Source organism: Sphingobacterium sp. R2 (assembly GCF_040760075.1).
Taxonomy (GTDB): Bacteria; Bacteroidota; Bacteroidia; order Sphingobacteriales; family Sphingobacteriaceae; genus Sphingobacterium.
Genome location: NZ_CP142884.1, coordinates 503589 through 525245, shown reverse-complemented (window position 1 = coordinate 525245; position 21657 = coordinate 503589). Strand labels below are relative to the sequence as shown.

General features: G+C 38.6%; 18 protein-coding genes. 12 read left to right on the top strand and 6 right to left on the bottom strand.

Annotated features, from left to right (window positions below; genetic code table 11):
- Positions 1-2 precede the first annotated feature (2 nt).
- The 6 genes from VXM68_RS02370 to VXM68_RS02345 all read left to right on the top strand — a co-directional run bounded on the left by VXM68_RS02370 (position 3) and on the right by VXM68_RS02345 (position 7739).
- Positions 3-986 carry a substrate import-associated zinc metallohydrolase lipoprotein gene (locus tag VXM68_RS02370; RefSeq protein ID WP_307184844.1) on the top strand — a complete coding sequence of 328 codons (984 nt, stop codon included), beginning with the start codon at positions 3-5 and terminating at the stop codon, positions 984-986.
- Positions 987-997: 11 nt separating this feature from the next.
- The gene (locus VXM68_RS02365) at positions 998-2308 is read left to right on the top strand and encodes a DUF4302 domain-containing protein (protein WP_367210328.1); all 1311 of its coding nucleotides are present in this window, start codon (positions 998-1000) and stop codon (positions 2306-2308) included.
- A gap of 75 nt (positions 2309-2383) precedes the next feature.
- Positions 2384-3190 (top strand): hypothetical protein, encoded by an 807-nt coding sequence (locus VXM68_RS02360; RefSeq protein ID WP_367210327.1) that lies wholly within the window; start codon positions 2384-2386, stop codon positions 3188-3190.
- Between the two features lie 21 nt (positions 3191-3211).
- Positions 3212-3685, top strand: coding sequence for a PH domain-containing protein (locus VXM68_RS02355; protein WP_367210326.1), 474 nt, complete (start codon positions 3212-3214; stop codon positions 3683-3685).
- Positions 3686-5900: 2215 nt separating this feature from the next.
- Positions 5901-6332: a nuclear transport factor 2 family protein gene (locus VXM68_RS02350; protein WP_367210325.1), complete on the top strand. Its 432-nt coding sequence runs from the start codon at positions 5901-5903 to the stop codon at positions 6330-6332.
- A 414-nt stretch (positions 6333-6746) separates the two neighbouring features.
- A complete protein-coding gene (locus tag VXM68_RS02345) occupies positions 6747-7739 on the top strand; it encodes an energy transducer TonB (RefSeq protein WP_367210324.1) in 993 nt (330 codons plus the stop codon).
- Positions 7740-7904: 165 nt separating this feature from the next.
- Here VXM68_RS02345 and acs read toward each other — a convergent pair whose 3' ends face one another.
- A complete protein-coding gene (acs, locus tag VXM68_RS02340) occupies positions 7905-9821 on the bottom strand; it encodes an acetate--CoA ligase (protein ID WP_367210323.1) in 1917 nt (638 codons plus the stop codon).
- Positions 9822-10006: 185 nt separating this feature from the next.
- Here acs and VXM68_RS02335 point away from each other — a divergent pair, with 185 nt between their 5' ends.
- On the top strand, positions 10007-10885 hold the full coding sequence (locus tag VXM68_RS02335; RefSeq protein ID WP_367210322.1) for a hypothetical protein: 879 nt from the start codon (positions 10007-10009) through the stop codon (positions 10883-10885).
- A gap of 95 nt (positions 10886-10980) precedes the next feature.
- On the opposite strand, the gene VXM68_RS02330 is transcribed toward VXM68_RS02335, so the two are convergent.
- The 3 genes from VXM68_RS02330 to rsmA are packed head-to-tail and all read right to left on the bottom strand — an operon-like array spanning position 10981 to position 13927.
- Positions 10981-11913 carry an NAD(P)-dependent oxidoreductase gene (locus VXM68_RS02330; protein WP_367210320.1) on the bottom strand — a complete coding sequence of 311 codons (933 nt, stop codon included), beginning with the start codon at positions 11911-11913 and terminating at the stop codon, positions 10981-10983.
- A gap of 48 nt (positions 11914-11961) precedes the next feature.
- Positions 11962-13146 carry an FAD-dependent monooxygenase gene (locus tag VXM68_RS02325; protein WP_367210319.1) on the bottom strand — a complete coding sequence of 395 codons (1185 nt, stop codon included), beginning with the start codon at positions 13144-13146 and terminating at the stop codon, positions 11962-11964.
- Position 13147: 1 nt separating this feature from the next.
- A complete protein-coding gene (gene rsmA, locus VXM68_RS02320; protein ID WP_367210318.1) occupies positions 13148-13927 on the bottom strand; it encodes a 16S rRNA (adenine(1518)-N(6)/adenine(1519)-N(6))-dimethyltransferase RsmA in 780 nt (259 codons plus the stop codon).
- Between the two features lie 160 nt (positions 13928-14087).
- On the opposite strand from rsmA, the gene pdxA reads away from it, so the two are divergent.
- From pdxA to miaA, 4 genes are read left to right on the top strand one after another with little or no spacing between them, the layout of a single operon-like run.
- A complete protein-coding gene (gene pdxA, locus VXM68_RS02315; protein ID WP_293956849.1) occupies positions 14088-15143 on the top strand; it encodes a 4-hydroxythreonine-4-phosphate dehydrogenase PdxA in 1056 nt (351 codons plus the stop codon).
- Between the two features lie 54 nt (positions 15144-15197).
- Positions 15198-16631: a CCA tRNA nucleotidyltransferase gene (locus VXM68_RS02310; protein ID WP_367210317.1), complete on the top strand. Its 1434-nt coding sequence runs from the start codon at positions 15198-15200 to the stop codon at positions 16629-16631.
- Between the two features lie 46 nt (positions 16632-16677).
- Positions 16678-17271, top strand: coding sequence for a hypothetical protein (locus VXM68_RS02305; RefSeq protein WP_294185487.1), 594 nt, complete (start codon positions 16678-16680; stop codon positions 17269-17271).
- A 41-nt stretch (positions 17272-17312) separates the two neighbouring features.
- Positions 17313-18233: a tRNA (adenosine(37)-N6)-dimethylallyltransferase MiaA gene (gene miaA, locus VXM68_RS02300; RefSeq protein WP_367210316.1), complete on the top strand. Its 921-nt coding sequence runs from the start codon at positions 17313-17315 to the stop codon at positions 18231-18233.
- Positions 18234-18377: 144 nt separating this feature from the next.
- Here miaA and VXM68_RS02295 read toward each other — a convergent pair whose 3' ends face one another.
- Positions 18378-19448 (bottom strand): branched-chain amino acid aminotransferase, encoded by a 1071-nt coding sequence (locus VXM68_RS02295; protein WP_367210315.1) that lies wholly within the window; start codon positions 19446-19448, stop codon positions 18378-18380.
- 324 nt (positions 19449-19772) lie between these two features.
- Here VXM68_RS02295 and VXM68_RS02290 point away from each other — a divergent pair, with 324 nt between their 5' ends.
- The gene (locus VXM68_RS02290; protein ID WP_293956844.1) at positions 19773-19931 is read left to right on the top strand and encodes a hypothetical protein; all 159 of its coding nucleotides are present in this window, start codon (positions 19773-19775) and stop codon (positions 19929-19931) included.
- A 209-nt stretch (positions 19932-20140) separates the two neighbouring features.
- Here VXM68_RS02290 and VXM68_RS02285 read toward each other — a convergent pair whose 3' ends face one another.
- Positions 20141-21655 (bottom strand): GH3 auxin-responsive promoter family protein, encoded by a 1515-nt coding sequence (locus VXM68_RS02285; protein ID WP_367210314.1) that lies wholly within the window; start codon positions 21653-21655, stop codon positions 20141-20143.
- Between the last annotated feature and the right edge of the window lie 2 nt (positions 21656-21657).

Here is a 21657-nt window from a genome sequence, read left to right as displayed (position 1 = left end):
TCATGAAGATCATTTTTAAACTATTTACAGGGATTGGTCTAATTGGATTAATTTTTTCCTGTTCGAAAGAAGATAAATTAAATTATACCTTACAAAATTACGATACTTTCGTTCCTGGTACTATCGACAATTGGATCAGCGCGAATCTGACAGATCCATTTAACATCGAAGTTATTTATAGATATCAGCGGAATATGCATGATATTAATAAAAATATAGCACCGGCCGATGAATCGAAAGTAATCCCGCAAATGAAAATCGTACTCAAGGGATTTTTAGAGGTATATGGTAAAATTGGCGGCTCTAAATTTATTAAACTCTATACGCCGAAGCAATTTGCACTTTTTGGATCTGGTGATTATGATCCTGATGGCTCTGTGAAAGGAGGTACGGCAGATGGGGGAAGAAGAATTACATTGTACGGTCTCAATGGACTGAATGATAACGATGCCAGTTCTGTGATTGGAAATCTACAGGTAATACACCATGAATTTACACACATATTAAATCAAAATCGGTTTATACCAGGCGAATTTGGTTTAGTCTGTGTAGGAGATTATTATGCAGATTGGACTGCGGCTGAAAATACCGAGGCAAAAGCTAGATCTTTGGGATTTATCAGTCCGTATGCGCGTAAGTCGATTGGTGAGGACTTTGCTGAAACACTTTCACATCTGGTCGTTCGAGGACAAAAGTTTTATGATGATTATGCATCACAATCGGGTGAAACAGCTTATAAGAAATTCAAGGAAAAGGAGTCTATTGTAAGAGATTATATGATAAAGTATTTTAACATTGACGTCACGCAATTGCAAAATGAATTTCAAAGGGTCATGGTTGAAGAATATCATAGCACGGATTATACTTCTGTATTGATTTCATCAGGTAAATATGATCCTTTTTGTACTGATTTCTATACTGAATATACTTTGAGTATGAATAGGTATACGAGATTGAATTCTTACTTATTTGGCCAATTAACCTAGAAAATTACCGTATGAAAAAGATATTTTATGTTATATTTTTGGTTTTACTGACAGTAAGTTGTAATAAGCCGAAAGAAGTTGCTTTGGAATTTGAAAAGGATCCTGACTCCCGTATTGCAGACACACTTTCTTATGTCAGAAAGATGCTTGTCGAATCTCCTTATGGTTGGAAGGGATCATTAGTAACCGAGTATGCCGGAGCCTATGGTTTTTATATGCAGTTTGGTAAAAATGACCGCGTGAAAATGGTTGCTGATCTAGATGAAGAGACGGCTTCAAAAGAGAAAGAGTCGACGTACCGGATACGTCAAATCATGACTTCTACACTTTCTTTTGATACCTACACCTATTTAACTATGCTTGAAGATCCGAACCCAGCTACCTACAATGGGCAGCCAGGAAAGGGGATGGGAAGTGATATCGAGTTTAATTATATTAAAACTCATGGAGATACGTTATTTTTTGAGGGACGTAAATTTCAGAAATCAATGATCTTGGTGAAAGCAACCGCCAGTGAGAGTCAACAGTATCTGAGTAATGGCTTTGGTAAAAGCAGAAGTCAACTGCTAAATTATACAGATGCTAATCCCAACTTATATATACAAATTCCCTCACTAGAAAGTAAGATTTCGGTATCGTTTAGTGATGAGAGTAGGACAGCCTCTTTTACATATATTTCAGGTAAGGAAATTGTTTCCAAGATTGGTAAATACAATTTTGATCTAGGTGGACTAAATTTTGCTGAGCCTGTAGTGTTGGGCGATTTGACGATTGTAAAGGCAAAGATGCAAGATGGCAAGTTTATGTTATTAGATTCGTCCAATAAACCCTATGAAATTAAGTCGAACGCTGTACCTGTATTGCCAATTACGGCGTTTTTTGGTTATCGCGACACCTACAATTCTATTCAAATTGATGGAGCAACTTTGCCTGGTGGCATAAATTCGGCTTTTAATGATATATGGGCAAAGCAAATCAATACCTACAACGGATGGGGTGTGAAAATGGTTTCCATGACCTTCCGACTCGTTAGTTCGCAAAAAGCTAAATTAGAAGTGTGGTTTTTTTTTAATGGTTATAATTACCGCGTTGACGTCGGCTACGATTATGTAATGACTGATAATATAATTAAACTATCCAACGAAGTTCAAAATGACTTAGGATGGATACATAGTGATATTAAGAGCTATTTCAAAAATGCTGAATTTAAGCTGGATTATGTCGCGAGTTCAGATCCCAAAGTAAGAGGAGTGGGAGGATTGATAAAAACAAATAATCCGAATTCGTTTTTCTATGGAAAATTAGTGAAACTAAGTAATTAATTATGTATTAATATCGGAAAATCAGTATTGTTTCTAATGCTTATAGAGACAATACTGATTATAAGAATTCAAATTTTGATGAAATACAGCTTGTTATTATCTTTTTTTCTCATGTTTACTCGTTGCGAAACTTCTGGTCCATGGAACTTAAGCGGTGAATTTAATGTTTCGCCCCCTATTTATGTGGATCTTTTTCAAGTCAAAACAGGGCGAAAAGTGTTGTGTGATACGATAAGATCTCTGAATTTTGCGTTAAGAGTAAAGAATTTGGAAAAAGGTATCTATCAAATTATCCTTTCATGGGATAGGGATATTGTAAGGCCTCAAGAGATGGAAAGATTTGCTCGTCAGCCCAAGCTCGGCACACCAAAATATTATATGTCAACTACATTTTGGTTGGATTCAAAAGAGTCCAATAATTATAAACTGTTACTTGATAGCGTCTATCACCAAGAGCAACTACAAGAACTGTTGTTAGCTAAGAATGGAGGCGAATCAATTAAAATGGCGGTCGTATCCGATGGAGAAAACAATAAACTCTATAATGAATACTTAACTTTATTGGATTATTATAAGGCAAAAAATCGACAACAGAAAGACAGTTTTCGGCAAATAGCAATTCATTGCAATGATCTTAAATTATTCGAGGATTCAGAGCGATTGAACGTGCTTCTAGCAAAAGATTGGTTGCCAAATGTTAAAACAGCTCTGTTACGTGAAGAATTAAATTTTTTAAAAGATAATATAGACAGCGAGGTCATTCCTCATATCTATCATATTCAGGTTAATACGAAAGAAGATTTCGAACAATATCGTGAAGTATATAGTTTATTTCCGCTTAAAATTCGACGAGAGCTCGCTGTTTGGAATAAAAATAATTGATCTATTAAAAAATCATTCGTTATGAAAGATGTCTTTAAAACACACATAAACTTTGGTAGTTATATTTGGGGTATTGCCATGATCATATTCATCGTAGTGATATCTTATGAAGGAATTGAGAAGGGGCTCTATACGGGCACGTTACCCATGTTTCTCGTATTTGCATTAACTTGGTATTTCACTTTCTTCTATAAACGTTATTGGATTGAAGATAATAAACTTTTCATAAAGAGTATTTGGGGTATAAAATCTGTGGATATCATGTCGGTACGTAAATTAGAGACAGAAAAGGTGGATTGGTTTGGCAGAATGCGACCTACAATTTTGAGACCCTATAGGAAAGGTATAATACTGCATTATAATTTGGCTGATGATGTATTCATCGATCCTGAAAATGCTGCCGAATTTATTGATAAATTAAAGCAAATTGCTCCCAAAATCCATGTTATTGAAGGTAAATGGTACGTTTTCTCTATAAAGTTTCGTCAATACTAATTGGTTGCTCGTTGCTTCAGGTGAAGTTTTTCGTAAATCTTTTATAGATGTAATGAATCTGTTATTTCAGTTGTGATAGTTAAAGGATATAGGCAGTCTTATTAATAGAGGATATTAATTTTAATATTAGTTTTGGATAGTTTATTGCTTTAGTAGACATGAATAATAGTTACCACTTATAGATCTTTATGAAAACACACCGAAAGTTATTTTTTATCTATTGCCAGATCATGTTAGTAATTATACTAAGTCAACAATTTATAGACGTTTACTTTCGAGATGAAGTGACAGAATTTACCGTCGGTAGAATAGTTGCAACAGTTCTGTATTTGATAATCGGGGCGCTGGTACTCACATTTGTGGAAATTAAAACTAAAAAAGTTAAATAATTTCGAAGTTTTAAGTATATCTGTTGTTATAGCAGGATCTTGAATCCTTAAAAACATAGGAAAGCAGACTATTTAATCAAAACAAATGATGAAAATTTTTGCTCTCCTGACCAAATTTTTATTAAGGGCTGTCAGAAAGGAAAAGTAGATATAAATCCGTTTCTGAAAAGGACCTATCTACACCCTAATTTGTTCCCAATTAAAGTTCTGCGAGAGCTCGTTGTTTGGAATAAAAGTTAACTATTTCTCGTTTCTAATTTTTGAGCTTCTTTTAGAGAAAATGCCGATATTCAATTGTGCCACAATAAATAGGAGTGCAATCCAAATGGTTAAATGGTGCCTATCCTTTATTCCTATAGCCAATAGAATGAAGGAAATTATTATTTTGAGCCATCCGCCTAAAGATATTCCGAAGATAGTTGCTGTGGTGAAGAATTGATAGATCTTTAAGAAAATTGCGTTCATTTTGTCATTTAATAATCGATTTAAGTATTCTATTTTTTATGAATTGTTTTCATTTCTAGAATTTTATCCGATCAAAGATAAGTCTATATAAAGAATAGATAAGAATTGAAACAGCACAGAGATCAACTAATATTACCGATATAATTTTTAGAAGAGTACTATCGTGTTGTATTAGGATATTTTGAGGCATCTGATTGATTAAAAATAACGCTGTAACAATATTCGATACAAATACTAATGGAGATTTTTTGTTTAGATATGCCTTCATAATTTTGATTATTATTTTGCGTTTTGAAATTAAACTCTATTAAAGATAGTTGTTTTTTTTTTGAATTGGAGCGGTTGAATCAGATTTTTTATCAATGCTATTGTGGTGATTTCAAAAGAGGATGCTAATCATTTTTTAGAAGAAAGGGAAATCAAGACTATCTATAACTAAGTATACGGATCCTATTGCTGAACTAAAAGAGGCAAAAGCTGATGTAAATACATTTTTGTCAAAGAAATACCCATCGACATGTAAACCACTGCTTGTTTTATGCAGTTGATAATGTCGCATTGATAATATTATAAAAACATTCACGGTTCCAGAAGATGATGGATAACTTTATGCAGCCTCGGATAAGTCTAGCAGCAATAGAAAAACATCAATAGCCTAGGAGCTAGCTAATAGGGGCGAAGGCAATATTATCATTTTTCAAACTACTGCACGCAGAAACTTGATTATGTTAACGGTACCTTTATTCGAATAAAATAGATGGTTGGGAAAAATTACATGGACGCAATTGTTTCATCAATGTCTTGACTTAATTCATTTGCCAATAAGTTGTACGTAATATTCTCGCGTATCTTTTAATAGGGGAGCTTGCAAATGAAGTAAAACTTCAGTTTTCCACATAATGTTAATAACGATGTGGAAAACGCTTTCAGCGTTCGCATCGAAAATCGCAAACTCATCCACTGTGGTTCCAAGCATACAATCATACCTTTTCTTTCAATTTTAAAGAATGAGAATTTGAAGAAGTAAGCAATGATGAATGGGAGATTGATATCTTTTATAGGCAAGATCCCAATTCAAGGAAATAAATCAGTATTGGATGCATCAATTTTGCGGGCAGCCCAATGCTAGCGGGATTTACACTCATATATCTTCAATTTTTTCAATCCTAGCCGGTATGCATTTACCGCTCCTTTACCTCCATTTACCGACTTTTTTATTCCGTTGATCTAAATGTAATAAAATGGAACGCTGCGTTGTCTTACTTTTGAATCAGAATCTTAAAGGAAATGATGCAACATAATCAAGATCCTTACGACAATAAGAAAAGAAGCAAAAAACTAACACTATAAAGTACAATATTATGAAAACTTTAGTAAAGACATTCGCAGCAGCAGCATTGATTACAATATCAACTTTCGCAGTGGCAGTTACCGATCCTGGAAAAGCATTGAACCTTTCCACAGCTGATCTGGCCATCGATAGTTATGTGTCCGTAATGACGGAAGGTGCTTCTCAGGGCATAGAAAAGTTATTCGCTCAGGAGTTTAATCAGAAAATTCAAGGAAAATCAGTTCGTACCAACAGCCGTTCGGAAGTAATTTCCTTTCTGAAAAAACAAAAAGGTGAAAAATTGAACTGCAGTACGCATACTGAAGTTCTGGAGGAATCTGAAAACTATATGGTAGCACGTATCACCATGAAGTTTGACAATTTCGTCAAAACAGACGTAGTGACATTGGTCAATGAATCAGGAATCTGGAAGGTTGCAAGCTCTGTGAATTCGTATAAATAGAAACTGTTTAATTAAATTCATATGTTTATTTTGGCCACGTCGGGATGATGTGGCTTTTTTTGTTGTATTAAGCGCTTGAAAAGTGCCAAAATTATTCATAAGCCTTTTATCAGAAGTAGTATATCTATTCTGTTGAGCTCCTATCGTTGATTTTATAATGTGTAAAAGAAAATAGGATTTCTTTATGGGAGCACAATTGCTCTAGTGCTTCTATGAGGGTGGCGTTTAGTTATAAGATTATGTTGTTCGTTCTACGGGTAAAATGGGTTTTCAATAATGTTATTAACATTGTGTGGATAACTGAAATTACTAATCTATCGTATAACACACAATGAATATAAAAATTATTTAACCGATTATTGTTTTAATTGTCTTTGATATTTCCTATTATTGCTGCTATACAAACCAGTATTTATGAAGGGTTATTTAAGTTTTTGGGCGTCGTTAGTATGCTTTTTATCATTTAATTTGTGCTTATCAAACCTTTATGCTCAGGTTTCTTTTACCAGCTATCACAAGAGAAATGATACCGAAACAAAGCATTTGGATTCGGCCTATTACACGCGGATAGTTCATGTCGACGCCTCCGGGAAGGATAAAGTTTACCGTGTCGAAGAATTTTATACGCGTAACGACTCCATTAAACTCAGTGGGATCAGTACGAGTGCTCTTTACCCGTTTAAATTTCGCGGGCGAAAGTATGAATTTTATGAACAGGGAACGATACGAAGTATCGAGGACTATAGCGACGATAGCGCGCTTGTAGATTCTGCTTTTTACTTTTATCCAGGTAATAAATTGGAAAAAATTGTTTTTTATCCGAGCAATTCAGTTAAAAAGGGAAAACTGAAAATAGGAGATCCCATTTACGTTGTGTATTATGATTCGCTAAATAATAAAACACTGGAAAATGGAACGGGTTTTATCCGTTTAGATTATAGCGGGGGTTATGAAGAGGGAGAAATGAAAAATAATTTGCGCGAGGGTGAGTGGAAAGGAAAGTCGGGAAAGGATAGCTTTGTTGAAACGTACACAAATAACCGATTAATTTCAGGCATTAAAACAAAGGCTTCGGGCGAAGTTTTTAAATATGATTCGTCGAACTTTATGAATCCTCCCGATTACCCTGGTGGAATTTCGAGACTGATGGGCTTCATAGCGAGCAATTATGTCTTCCCAAAAGCTGCTGTTAATAATGGGGTGTCGGGCATAGTAAGGATAGCGTTTGTGGTAGGCAAAGATGGTAACGTAAGGGATTTGGTTGTAGATAATGACCTAGGTTTCGGAACGGGAGAAGAAGGAATTCGCGTGATAAAAAGGGCAGGAAAATGGAAGCCCGGTATACAGCGTGGAGAGGCCGTTAATGTGAAGTATACGCTCCCTATACAATTGCACCTATCAAATTAGGCCTATTTAGCTAGTGAAATTAGCAGGTGGGCAACAGTGATCTTAAAGAGGGGAAATGGCATTCTATAGATATATAAATAACTTTAATTACATTAATAAATCAAACTGAAAATGGCTGTCCGATTTTTTTGGACAGCCATTTTTACATATATCATATACGATATATTATTTTTTCAGACCTTCAGCACCTTGTATAATGCCTTCTACTACATTCGGATCCTGTAGGGTAGAAGTATCTCCTAAATTGCTTGTATCTCCTTCAGCTATCTTACGTAAAATTCGACGCATGATTTTGCCTGAACGAGTTTTTGGTAGATCATCGACAAATTGAATAATGTCTGGTTTTGCAATCGGGCCGATAATACGAGAAACGGTTTCCATGATATCGCGTCTGGTCGCTTCGGCATCTGTGTGGTGATTGGCAATCACATAGGCATAGATACCTTGCCCTTTTACAGCGTGCGGATAGCCTACGATTGCGGATTCGACAACGTCAGCGTGCATGTTAATGGCATTTTCAACTTCAGCTGTGCCAATACGGTGACCCGAAACGTTGAGTACATCATCTACACGACCCGTGATTTTGTAATAGCCCTCCGGACTACGGAAACATCCGTCGCCGGTAAAATACATATCCTTATAGGTCGAGAAGTAGGTTTGCCGACAGCGGTCGTGATCTCCCCACGTCGTACGTAGCATACCCGGCCAAGGGAATTTGATACACAGGTTTCCTGTAACATCATTGCCCTCGATTTCTTTTCCATTCTCGTCCATCAAAGCAGGCTGAATACCTGGCATTGGGAACATCGCATAGCTTGCTTTCTCTGGTGTCACGCCCGCCAATGAGGTGATCAAGTGGCCCCCGTTCTCTGTTTGCCAATACGTATCAACAATAGGACAATTATTTTTACCTACTTTCTCATTAAACCAGTTCCAGGCTTCTTCGTTGATTGGCTCTCCTACAGATCCTAAAACACGCAGCGAAGAAAGGTTGTTTTTGTCTACAAATTCGTCACCAAAAGCCATTAATGAACGTAGAGCAGTCGGTGAGGTATAGATAATATTGACGTTAAATTTATCCACAATATCCCAATAGCGGCTCGCATCCGGGAAGGTTGGTATACCTTCAAACATCAATGAGGTAGCGCCTTGTAATAAGGGGCCGTAAACGATATAACTGTGACCTGTAATCCAGCCAATATCTGCAGTACAGAAAAAGACGTCGTTGGGTTGGTATTGGAAAGTGTTCATGAAGGTATAACCGGTGTATACCATATAACCACCACACGTGTGCACCACCCCCTTCGGCTTTCCTGTAGATCCTGATGTATAGAGAATAAACAGGGTGTCTTCAGCATCCATTTCTTCTGCTGGACACGCCGGATTTCCTTGTGTTTCTACTTTCTTGATCTCATCTTCCCACCATACATCACGGCCTTTAATCATCGATACCGGGGTGCGCGTACGCGTTAACACAATAACTTTCTCCACCGTATCACACTGCATCAACGCGTCATCTACAATATTTTTAAGGCCAATAGTTTTACTTCCGCGGTAACTGCCATCTGATGTGACAATCAGTTTGCATTCGGCATCTTCGATACGATCTGCGATAGAACGCGCTGAAAAACCACCAAATACTACAGAATGGATAGCACCAATACGGGCGCAAGCCAATACAGCAATGACCAATTCGGGAACCATCGGTAAGTAAATACAGACACGGTCTCCTTTTTTGATGTTATTATTTTTAAGTACGTTGGCAAATTGCTCCACCTTTTGCAATAATTGCTTATAGGAAAGAATGCGGTGTGCTTCATTCGGATCATTGGGTTCCCAGATGATGGCCGGTTTATCTCCATTCGCATATATATGGCGATCAAGACAGTTTTCTGTAATATTTAGTTTGGCACCCTCAAACCATTTGACATTGGGTTCTTCAAAGTTCCAATTTAGCACGTTATTCCATTTTCTCTTCCAGAAAAAATGATCTGCAATGCTCGCCCAAAACTCCTCAGGTTGTTCTACACTTCGCTTATATTCACTTTGATATTCTTCAAATGATTTTATTTGTAGGCTCATCGTTATTAGGATTATTATGAATTATTTTAATTTATATTGTTATCGTTGCGAAATTGTTTTTGGTATTTCGATTTCGGTGTACAATTTAGCGGTTTTTGCCCATTTTATCAAAAAAATGATGTTTAATATCATGTTAAACTACTTTTATCTTTCGAGATTGTTATCTTGCATCAAGATTTATTAAGATGCCTTTTCTGAGAAAGCTATTCTATATTATTATCTATACAAATCTTCTGATCGCCATGGCGGCCATGGCGCAATGTGCACTGACCTACATTATATTTGAAAGGTCTATCAATTGGTACATCGTTTTAGTGGAGGGGACCGCCACATTATTGCTGTATAATTTTAGCCTATGGTGGTCCAAGCCAAAGAATCCAAAACAATCAAAATTCCCCCGGACACGCTGGATCTTTAACCATGAATGGGTCATGTGGTTAAATAATGGTATAGCATTGCTGGTGCTGTGGTATTGCTTGTGGCATATACACATGTACTCTTTCCTGTTTTTGGGATTTATTGGAGTTCTAAGCCTGTTATACGGGATGCCACTATTTAAGTTCCAAGATCGTAAAGTGGGACTTCGACAGATTCCTGGTGCCAAAATTTTTCATATTGCCCTAGTGTGGGTCTGCAGCAGCGTGGTGCTTCCTTATGTGGAACTGGCCAACGTCGGTGTCAAAATAGATCAGTGGGTTTTTATTGCGCTCTGCGGATTGAAGTTCATATTTTTGGTTATCTGTACATTGCCGTTTGATATTCGGGATATCCAACAGGATTCCTATTATCACCTACGGACTTTGCCGAATATGCTGGGCGAACAAAAAGCTAAAAATCTTACCTATTTGTTACTGGGCCTGCATTGTATTCTGGTCCTGCTGGCACCCTATACCATGCTTATAAAAATTGGACTACTTCTAACAAACATGCTGATATTTGCCCTGCTAAAGTTTGCGGTATTCAAAACAAAAGACCATTATCACTATGCTTACTTACTTGACGGTAGTCTAGTATTGCAGTTTTTCATTGTCGTTCTAGCGGTCATCTTTAGTCCAGCAGTATGAGTTTTTACTAGGACAGCAAAAATAGATTACTCAAACTTCATGTATTGTAGCTGCCTGCTGCACCAGAGATTTTGGCCATTGGGGCCGTGTAAAACTCAAGAAGCCACAAATGCAATAATCTTATCGGCAGCCACTTCCGATAATTTATAATAACTTTCGAATGTCCATCCGGCAACATGTGGAGATAAGATCACATTGTCTCTGCGGATAAGATCCGCATACCATGCCTGTTCAGCCAGTTTTGGAAACTTTTCTACAGGCAATACATCAAATGCTGCTCCCAGAATGGAGCCTGAATCAAGACCATTTAATACTGCGGGTACTTGTACAATACCACCTCGTGCCCCCAGTAAAAAGAAAATAGGTTTTTCAAATTTAGCCAGATAATCCACATCGATCATCCCCTTTGTTTCATCCGTTAAGGGAATATGGAAACTGATCACATCGGCTTCTTTGCAGATTTTTTCCATGTCGGCTGCGGCGGCATATTGATCCGCGTAGTCGATTCGGTATTTATCATAGGCAAGCACCTGTACATCAAAACCGGATAGTTTTTTTGCCATGGCCATGCCATTGTGGCCATAGCCAATTAACCCTACAGTACGTCCCTTAAGTTCGTAGCCACGATTGGCTTCACGTAACCACTGGCCAGATCGTATTTGTTGGTCACCCCGATTCAGATTGTTCATCAAACTAAGCAACATCCCGATCATATGTTCACCAACAGCATCCCGATTGCCTTCATTTGCAGGAATTAACAGCACGTCTCTCTGCGCAGCAATTGTATCGTCGATATTGTCCATACCTGCACCGGCACGAGCGATAAAGCGGAGGTTTGGCGCCAGGTCAAAAAAAGCTTTATCGACCTGAAATTTAGAACGGATGACCATGCCCGAATAGTTAGAAATAATTTTCTCGGCTTCTTCTCGGCTGATATTGGGCTGATAATCGTAATGGATACCTGCCTGATCGAATTTTTTTAGCATGATCTCATGAATGTCGTCGACGATTAGAATAGTAGTTTTCATCCAATTATTTTTTTAGTGGAAACGATAAATAAGTCGTGTTTCTATGGTTTAGTTCCGGGGGACATGATTACGGTTGATCTGCATAAAATCCACAGAAAGTAATTTGTTTAGCTGCTGTTGTTTCATACGGTTCGGCATAGTCTTCATGATAAAATTTCGTATTCCGATTAGGAGTGGATTTTCCCATTGTGCAATTTTGCCTATCCTCCATGAGGTATTACAAATGTAATTTACTCGCTCCAATCTTCTCTTTTCAAATCGTTGGAAAGCTACGTCGATGGGCACATCGGTTTGAAGCTCGTCCATCAGTACAGCCACATCTTCAATAGCCTGACAGGCTCCCTGGCCAAGGTTAGGAGTTGTTGCATGTCCAGCATCTCCGAGCAAGAGTATGTTGTCAAATGCAAGACGGTCAAGCGGTGCAATATCGATAATATCGTTTGCAATCAGTTCGCTATCCTTAGTTTCAGATAGGATTGTTGGAATAGGTGCATGATAACTCTTAAAATTTTCAAGAAGTTCTTTTGTGCACCACTTTTTTAAGATTGGGTTCCGTGCAGTGGTATTGATACAAGCGTACCAATAAATGCGGTTATTGACAAGTGGTGTCATACCAAAACGTCCTTTAGTACCCCAGGTTTCCGTCCCTTTGGTGAGTTGTATGCTGCTATTATCAATGGTGGCCCGCCAGCAGGTGTAACCAGAATATCGTGGTGCCGAACCGGGTATAAGTTGCTGCCGTAAGGGAGAGTGTACCCCATCGGCAATTAAGAGTGCTTGACCCCTTACATGGCTTCCATCTGCAAAATAAACTTGAAGATCTTCCCCCTCTCGTTCGAACGAAACGGCGCGTTTGCCAAGGTGGATCTGTGTGTTTGAGATTTTGGATAATAGAAATTGATGCAGGTCTGCCCGATGAATAGCGAAGTTGTCCTGTTGATATTTTCGGCTGATTGACTTCGTATCTGGTTCAACCAAGATATTTCCCTTTTGATCCAAGACATTGTAGGACGCAAGATAATGTCCTATTGGAACGATTTCGTCTTTGAGCCCTAAATGCTCCAAGGCTTGCATGGCATTGGCTGCAAGACCAAATCCTGCTCCGATACCTTTTAACTCGTCTGCACTTTCATAAACCTGGGCGTCAATGCCGAGCTTTGTCAGACCAATTGCAGCACACAATCCCGCGATACCTCCACCAACGATAATAAATGTGCTGTCTGTTGAATGCATATTAAAGACTGTTTTCTATTTCATTTGTTAAGCCGACAAAATCATCTACTGTCAGTCGTTCTGCTCGTAGTTCGTAGAGTGGATTATCGGACATTTTATCTTTGGGGACAACGCCAGAGAGTGAATTCCGAAGAGTTTTACGACGTTGATTGAAGCCCGCTTTGACAACACGCCAAAATAGTTTTTCATCACAATTCAATTGTTCTCGGTCATTGCGTGTCATACGGATAACGCCCGACAATACTTTTGGCGGTGGATTAAAAGCTCCTGCTTTTACAGTAAAAAGATATTCTACTTTATAATAGGCCTGTAAAAAGACACTTAAGATACCATATTCCTTGCTGCCCGCTTTAGCTGTACAACGTTCGGCTACTTCTTTCTGGAACATACCCGTCATCTGAACGACACGTTGGCGTTCATCCAAAATTTTAAAGAGAATCTGGGAGGAGATGTTGTACGGGAAATTGCCAATGACAGCCATTTTCTCCCCAAAGTATTTTGAAAAATCAAGGTTTAGGAAATCCCCATGGATTAACCTTTTGCCCAATTGGGGATATTTGTCGTCCAAATAAGCAATAGATTCCTCATCCACATCGATCAAATAGGTTTCATATTCCTCTTTCTGCAGGAGAAAATCTGAAAGTACACCCATCCCAGGCCCCACTTCAAGCACTTGGCTAAAACCCAGTTTAGGATCCAATGCTTCCACAATCTTCTGTGCAGCATTTTTGTCGTTCAAGAAATGCTGTCCTAAATGTTTTTTTGCTCTTACTGTACTCATGTTGCAAAAGTAGTGAAAATTAAAAATTAAAAGTCAGAAATTAGAAGTCAGCTGTGAAAAGCTAAGTGTTAAAAAGAGCAACAAGCAAAAAACAAGGATAAAGGACAATACCCAATACTAAAAAAAAATCCTTATTTTTGAATCAAAGCATTTAAACAGAATGAGCGATAAATTAAAAATCGGAATTACCGTAGGCGATATTAACGGCATTGGACTTGAAGTAATCATTAAATCTTTGGTAGATCAGCGGATGTGCGATTTCTTTACGCCGGTGGTTTATGGAAATACGAAGGTTGCTTCTTTTCACCGTAAAGCAATCGGCGTAAATGATTTTAGTTTTAACGTCATTAATGATGCTGAGCAGGCGCATTCCAAAAGAGCAAATATGATCAATTGCTGGCAGGAAGATGTCAAAATTTCGTTGGGTGAAGAAAACGAAATTGGCGGTAAATATGCTTTTCTGTCTCTAGAGAAAGCCGTTGAAGATTTAAAAGCCGGTAAAATCGATGCTTTGGTAACTGCTCCTATCAACAAACATAATATTCAGCAGGAGGGATTCCAATTTCCAGGACATACCGAATACCTACAAGCGAAAGTTGGAGCTGATGATGTATTGATGTTTATGGTATGTGATGAACTGCGTATTGGAGTGGTGACGGGCCATATTCCATTGCATGAGGTTGCTGCTCAAATTACCGAAGAAGCCATTCTCAAAAAACTTGCGCTGATGAATGATTCGCTGAAGAAAGATTTCTGGGTGGAAAAGCCTAAAATAGCAGTTTTAGGACTTAACCCACATGCTGGTGATCATGGTATTATTGGTACCGAAGATGATCAGATCATCAGGCCTACTGTAGAAAAAGCCAACGAACTAGGGATTTTCTGTTTCGGACCTTATCCTGCCGATGGATTTTTCGCGAAAGGAGCATATGAGAAATTTGATGCGGTATTGGCGATGTACCATGACCAAGGGTTGATTCCTTTTAAACATATCGCCAAAGGTGCCGGTGTAAACTATACAGCGGGTTTACCTATTGTACGCACCTCCCCAGATCATGGGACAGGATATGATATTGCCGGAAAAAATTTCGCGTCTGAAAGCTCTTTTGTAGAGGCAATTTTTTCTGCATTGCATATTGTAAAACGTCGCCGTGAACAAGCTGAATTACTTAAAAATCCACTTGCTTTCCGTAAATTATCCAAAGATAGGGATTAGGGAAAAAATTGTTACTTTTGCAAACTGTTTGGTTTTTTACCTGCTGTTTTGACTATGTACGATAATTTACAACATCCAATCTTTACTATCATTAAGGAACTTGCCGAGACAACACATACCGAATGTTATGTCATCGGTGGGTATGTCCGCGACCATATTATGAAGCGTCCTTTTAAGAATGATGTGGACATTGTTGTTGTCGGAAGTGGAATTGAATTTGCAACGTTGCTGGGTGAAAAGCTACATGCCAAAGTTGCCGTATATAAGAATTTCGGAACAGCAATGCTTGTATATGAGGGGCTCAATGTAGAATTTGTCGGTGCGCGAAGGGAATCCTACCGCGCTAATTCGCGCAAGCCTATCGTAGAAGATGGCTCGCTATCCGATGATCAAAATAGGCGTGATTTTACAATCAATGCAATGGCCTTTTCACTGAATAAAGCTGATTATGGTACTTTAGTCGATCCATTCGGAGGTGTACACGATCTTGAACAGCGGATCATTAGAACTCCCTTGGGCCCGATTGAAACGTTTTCGGACGACCCATTGCGTATGATGCGCGCCATTCGATTCGCCACGCAGTTGAATTTTAAAATTGCTATCGAAGCAATTACAGCAATTACCGATACCAAAGAGCGAATAAAAATTATTTCCAAAGAGCGGATTATTGATGAAATCAATAAGATTATTCTTTCGCCAAAACCTTCGGTGGGATTCAAATACTTGTTTGATACTGGGCTATTGGAATTGATATTTCCGGCGATGTATAATTTACATGGTGTGGATATTATTGATGGAAAGGGACATAAAGATAATTTCTACCATACGTTGGAAGTTCTTGATAATGTCTGCGAATTATCGGATGATCTTTGGTTACGTTGGGCGGCGATTATGCATGATATTGCTAAACCAGCAACAAAACGTTTCGATAGAAAGCTCGGCTGGACTTTTCATGGTCATGAAGATCGCGGTGCCCGCATGGTTCCCAAGTTATTTGCTGAATTGAAGCTTCCGCTCAACGAGAAAATGAAATTTGTTCAGAAGCTGGTACAATTGCATCTTCGGCCGATTGTATTGGCACAAGATATTGTAACAGATTCGGCCGTGCGCCGTCTGTTATTTGAGGCTGGTGACGACATTGAAGCCCTGATGATGCTATGCCATGCGGATGTGACAACAAAGAATGAGTTTAAAAAGAAAAAATATCGACAGAATTTTGAACTTGTCAAACAAAAACTGAAGGATGTCGAAGAGCGGGATAAGGTGCGAAATTGGCAGCCGCCAATTAGTGGGGAGGATATTATGCTCTTATTTGGTCTGGCACCAGGACGTACCGTGGGGCAGCTTAAAAATTTGATTCGTGAAGCTATTCTGGAGGGCGAGATTCCAAACTCCCGAATAGAAGCCTATCAATTTCTGGTTCAAAAAGCAGGGGAAATGAACTTGACGATCAAACAAGAAATCCCATTGGAAATTTCCAATTCTTAAAATATAGTATTATTTTTAAAAAGGTTAAAAGAAGAAAATAGTAGAGATGGCAATTTATAGATTTAGAGTTACTTTTGAAGATTATGAAGATGTGTACCGTGAGATTGACATGCCTTCTAAAAGTACATTTATAGACCTACATGAGGAAATCCATAAATCAACAGGATATAATGCAGATGCATCTTCCTCTTTTTATGTGAGTAATGATCAATGGAAAAAGGGAACTGAAATTGCATTCAAGCCTATTCAACGTAAAAAAGATACTGAGGTATTGTTGATGGAGAATATCCGTTTAAGCAAGTTTATTGATGACCCACATCAGAAATTTTACTACGTTTACAATTTTGATCGTCCTTATGATTTTCAGGTTGAATTGATCAAGATTTTGAAAGAAGAGGACGGAAAGGTTTATCCTTCATTATTTAAATCTATTGGACAGGTTCCAAAGACGATGACTGCGGCAAATTTCCCGGTAGCAGATGCTGTTGAAGAGGATGAATTTGTAGAGGAAGACGATACGCAATATGGCGTGGATGATGAAGATGAATTGGATGGCTTCGATAGTGATGGTGACGATGAGGAAGAAGGGGAAGAAGGTGAAGAGCGTGAAGAATCCAACGGCTACGAGGACGAATATTAATTAAGAAAAATTTGCAGGTTTTTTTAGGCCTGTGAACTAGTATGGCAAATAAAAAAACATTGATAGCCATTGTGGGGCCAACAGCTGTTGGTAAGACTGCAATGGCTATTTCGTTGGCACAATATTTTAAAACAGCAATAATTTCTGCCGATTCTCGTCAGTTCTATCGGGAAATGTCTATTGGTACGGCTAAGCCAGATCTAGACGAACTTGCTGCTGCTCCTCATTATTTCATTGATTCACACTCCATCACGCAGGATTATTCAGCAGGCGATTTTGAACGTGAAGCTTTACTGAAACTAGAAGAACTATTTCAATTGCATGACGTTGTCATTATGGTAGGTGGATCAGGTTTGTTTGTAAGGGCCCTCTGCGAAGGATTGGATGATCTGCCCAAAGCGGGAGATGAAGTGCGCGAACGACTTAATCATGAACTTGCGGTATTGGGCTTGGAAGCCTTAAAAGATCGATTGAAAAGTATTGACCCCGCATATTTTGAAACGGCAGACATCGATAATCCGCAACGTGTGGTGCGTGCTCTTGAAGTTTTTGAGGCGACAGGTAAACCGATGTCATTTTACCATAAGAAAGATGTTGAAAAACGACCTTTTGCTATTCTTACCATTGGCTTGAATATGGATCGCGAAAGGTTGTATGAAAGAATCAATTCGCGTGTAGATCTAATGATGGCCAAAGGCTTATTGGATGAAGTGAAAGCTTTACTTCCTTTCAGGACGAAACCTGCACTCCTCACGGTGGGTTATGCAGAGTTGTTTGATTATCTTGATGGTAAGCTGTCTTTAGCTGAAGCGACCGAAAAAATCAAACAAAATTCGAGACGTTATGCGAAGCGACAGATTACTTGGTTTAAAAAATACGGTAGTACACACTGGTTTCAATCCTTGGAGACTGCAGCTATTATAGAATTTGTGCAAAAGGAGCTGACAGGAGAGCATTCCTAATGACCGAAAAGCAGAGAATTAGACGTTATCCACCGAAGGCAAGTAAGGTTTATAGACCGCGTTTCAAGGTATGCATAACGTATATAGCTAATAAAAAAGGCCTTTGTTATTAATAACAAAGGCTTTTCTATTTCATTTTGGAAATTATTTTACTAAGTAGTTCCAACCATACGGATCTTCTACTTTGCCGTAGCGTAAATCATTGAGGTAATTCAAAACACGATGTGAAAACTCGCGGCCTTCGACTGGCGGCAAATTATAATCCTGTCCTTCATAACCTATACAGCTGATATCTGTAATGGTGGCTGCAGTGCCCGCTGCGAAAGCTTCTGTCACGATACCTGCTTTTATACCGTCGATTAGTTCTTGGACGGATACCTTTCTCTGCTCCGTTTTATAACCCCATTTTTCTGCCAATTCCATGATTGTCCGACGCGTAACACCATGTAGGATTGTGTCGCCATGTGGAGTGATGATTGTGTCTCCAATGCGGAAAATAAGATTTGCTGTACCGGCTTCTTCAATGTATTTGTGCTCGGAAGCATCTGTCCACATAATTTGGTCATAACCCTCATCATTTGCCAATTGTGTTGGATAAAGTGATAAGGCATAGTTACCAGCATTCTTAGAAAAACCGACACCACCTTCGGCTGCACGCGTATAGTAGGTCTCGACTTTTAAGCTGATTGCTTTGCTGTAATAAGCGCCAACTGGGCCGGTGATAACAATAAATTTGTATGATTTTGAAGGGTGCACACCTAATGCTGCTTCTGTTGCGAACATAAATGGACGGATGTACAATGATGAACCTTCTTTTGCCGGGATCCAATTGCGGTCGATGTCCAATAGCTTGCTTAAGCCATCCATAAAAATCTCTTCAGGGACCTCGGGCATTTGTAAACGAGCTGCAGATTTGTTGAATCTTTCCCAGTTCCTGTCCGGACGGAAAATGCTTACTGTTCCATCGGCAAATTTATAAGCTTTGATTCCTTCAAAGATCGCTTGACCATAATGTAAAGCGGACATTGAAGGACTAATACTGATATCTCCATAAGGAACGATGCTGACATCTTTCCATTCACCGTCATCATAGTTAGCGACCAGCATGTGGTCGGATAAAATCTTTCCGAATTTTAGATTGTCGAAATCTACTTGCGAGAGTCTTGAATTTTGAGTTGGCTCTACGCGAATTGAATAGTTCTCTGTCGCGTTCATCTTATTTTTTAATTACATAGGCTAAGTTAGGAAAAAAATGAAATATAAGTCGCACGTATAGCTGGATAATTTGTAGGTAAGAATATGCCTTTTATTTCGGACAGTTGTTCCCCATTTTACTACACTTTTTTTTGAAATGGAAGAAATTCGATTTATTTTTTAGTACGTACAAGTAATCATAATTAATAGTGTTAATTTTTTATTAATTAATGTGGGGTTTCAATAATATGGCATAAAGTTTGGCTGTAAAGGATGCAACCATTTTGATGGGCTTTGTGGTTTGCATTAACGCTATAGAATCACTTATCATAAAATAAACTTAGTATGGAATTGACTCACAGTCTTGACAAAGGTAATGAAGTAACATCGGGCGATGCACGCACATTGTTACCGCGTGAAGTTGAAGTTCAGAAGAAAGGCATTTCGATGAATTTTATCCTCGGTTTTTTTGTGTTTTTATATAAAACAGCAATTAAACCCTAACAACCTCCACTATTGTGTAAGCTTTTTGGGGCTTATTACATCAAATCAACTCGAAGTAGTTTTTCAACAGCGATTGAGTACCATGAGATTAGCCAAAATAAAAAGTCCAGAAAATTTTGGCTAATCTCCGGCTGGAGGGTAGGCTATTGTTTCGGCAGTATGCTGCATCATCAGACAGTATCATGAAGTAATCATACTTAATGTATCATTCAGCTAGCGAGTAGTTTTAAGAGCGGCTCGATATATTCGCGATTATTGCTCAACCTAGGAACCTTATTTTGTCCCCCCAGCTTACCGCGTGATTTCATCCACTTATAGAATGTATCTACGGGTGCATTATGAACGATGGGCTGTCGGAGAGCCATATCTTTGAAACGCTTGGCGTCATAATCCGAATTAATTTCACGTAGTTTTGCGTCTAATATCTCACAGAAACGCTTAAAATCATTGGGCTGCTGTTCAAATTCGATCACCCATTCATGTGCGCCAGCTTGGGCATCTTTAAAATATACTGGTCCTGCTGTATAATCTTTTATTCGTGCTTGCGTGAGTTTGCTCGCTTCGGCCAGCGCCTGTTCAGCATTATCGACGATAACTTCTTCCCCAAAAGTATTAATGTATTGTTTGGTGCGTCCGGAGATCTGAAAACGATAAGGGGATAGTGATGTAAATTTTATGGTATCCCCGATTTTATAACGCCATAGACCTGCATTGGTCGAGATGATCAACGCATAATTTTTACCTAGCTCAACCTGATCTAAGCGTAGCGTTGGCGGGTTTTCTTCCTGCATTCGCTCTGTAGGTAAAAACTCGTAATAAATACCATAATCCAACATGAGTAGGAGATCTTCTGAATCAGATTGGTCTTGTAAACCAAAATAGCCTTCTGAAGCATTATAATTCTCCAGATAATACATGTTTTCTGAAGGAATCAATTTTTGGAATTGTTCACGGTAAGGTTTGAAGCTCACGCCCCCATGCCCATAAAATTCAAGATTTGGCCATATCTCCAGTAGGTTGTCTTTACCTGTAATTTCAAGAATACGCTTGGCCATAACAATATTCCAAGTGGGTACACCTGCTAGGCTCGTTACGTTCTCTTTAAGCGTGATTTGAGCAATTTGCTCAATTTTTTCTTCAAAGTTTGGGTTTAAAGTCACTTCCATATTTGGAGTCCGTTTAAATTCGGCCCAAAAAGGCAGATTCCGAATGAGAATCGACGAAAGATCACCATAATAGGAATCTGGACTAAAATTGTTTATTTGCGAAGAACCACCGATAACCACCGACTTTCCTGTAAATACACGGTTTTCGGGCCTATTATGGCAATAGATTGTCAACATATCCTTTCCCCCCTGGAAGTGGCATTCTTCGAGTGCTTCTTCACTAACGGGAATAAATTTGCTTCGATCTGAGGTAGTGCCAGAAGACTTAGCAAACCATTTGATGTCGGATGGCCACAGAATATTTTGCTCACCCTTGATCATACGATCAACATATTCCTTAATATCGTCGTAGTCCTGTATAGGGACACGTTCTTTGAAAATTTCTGGCGTTAATATACTTGTGTAATCGTATTTTTTTCCCCATTCTGTTGCTTCCGCAGTGGCAATTAAACTTTGAAACCATTCTTCTTGCACATCGTGCGGATATTTCATGAAAAGTTCAATCTGGTGAATTCTTTTTTTCATGAACCAAGTAAAAATGGAATTTAATAAGGCCATAG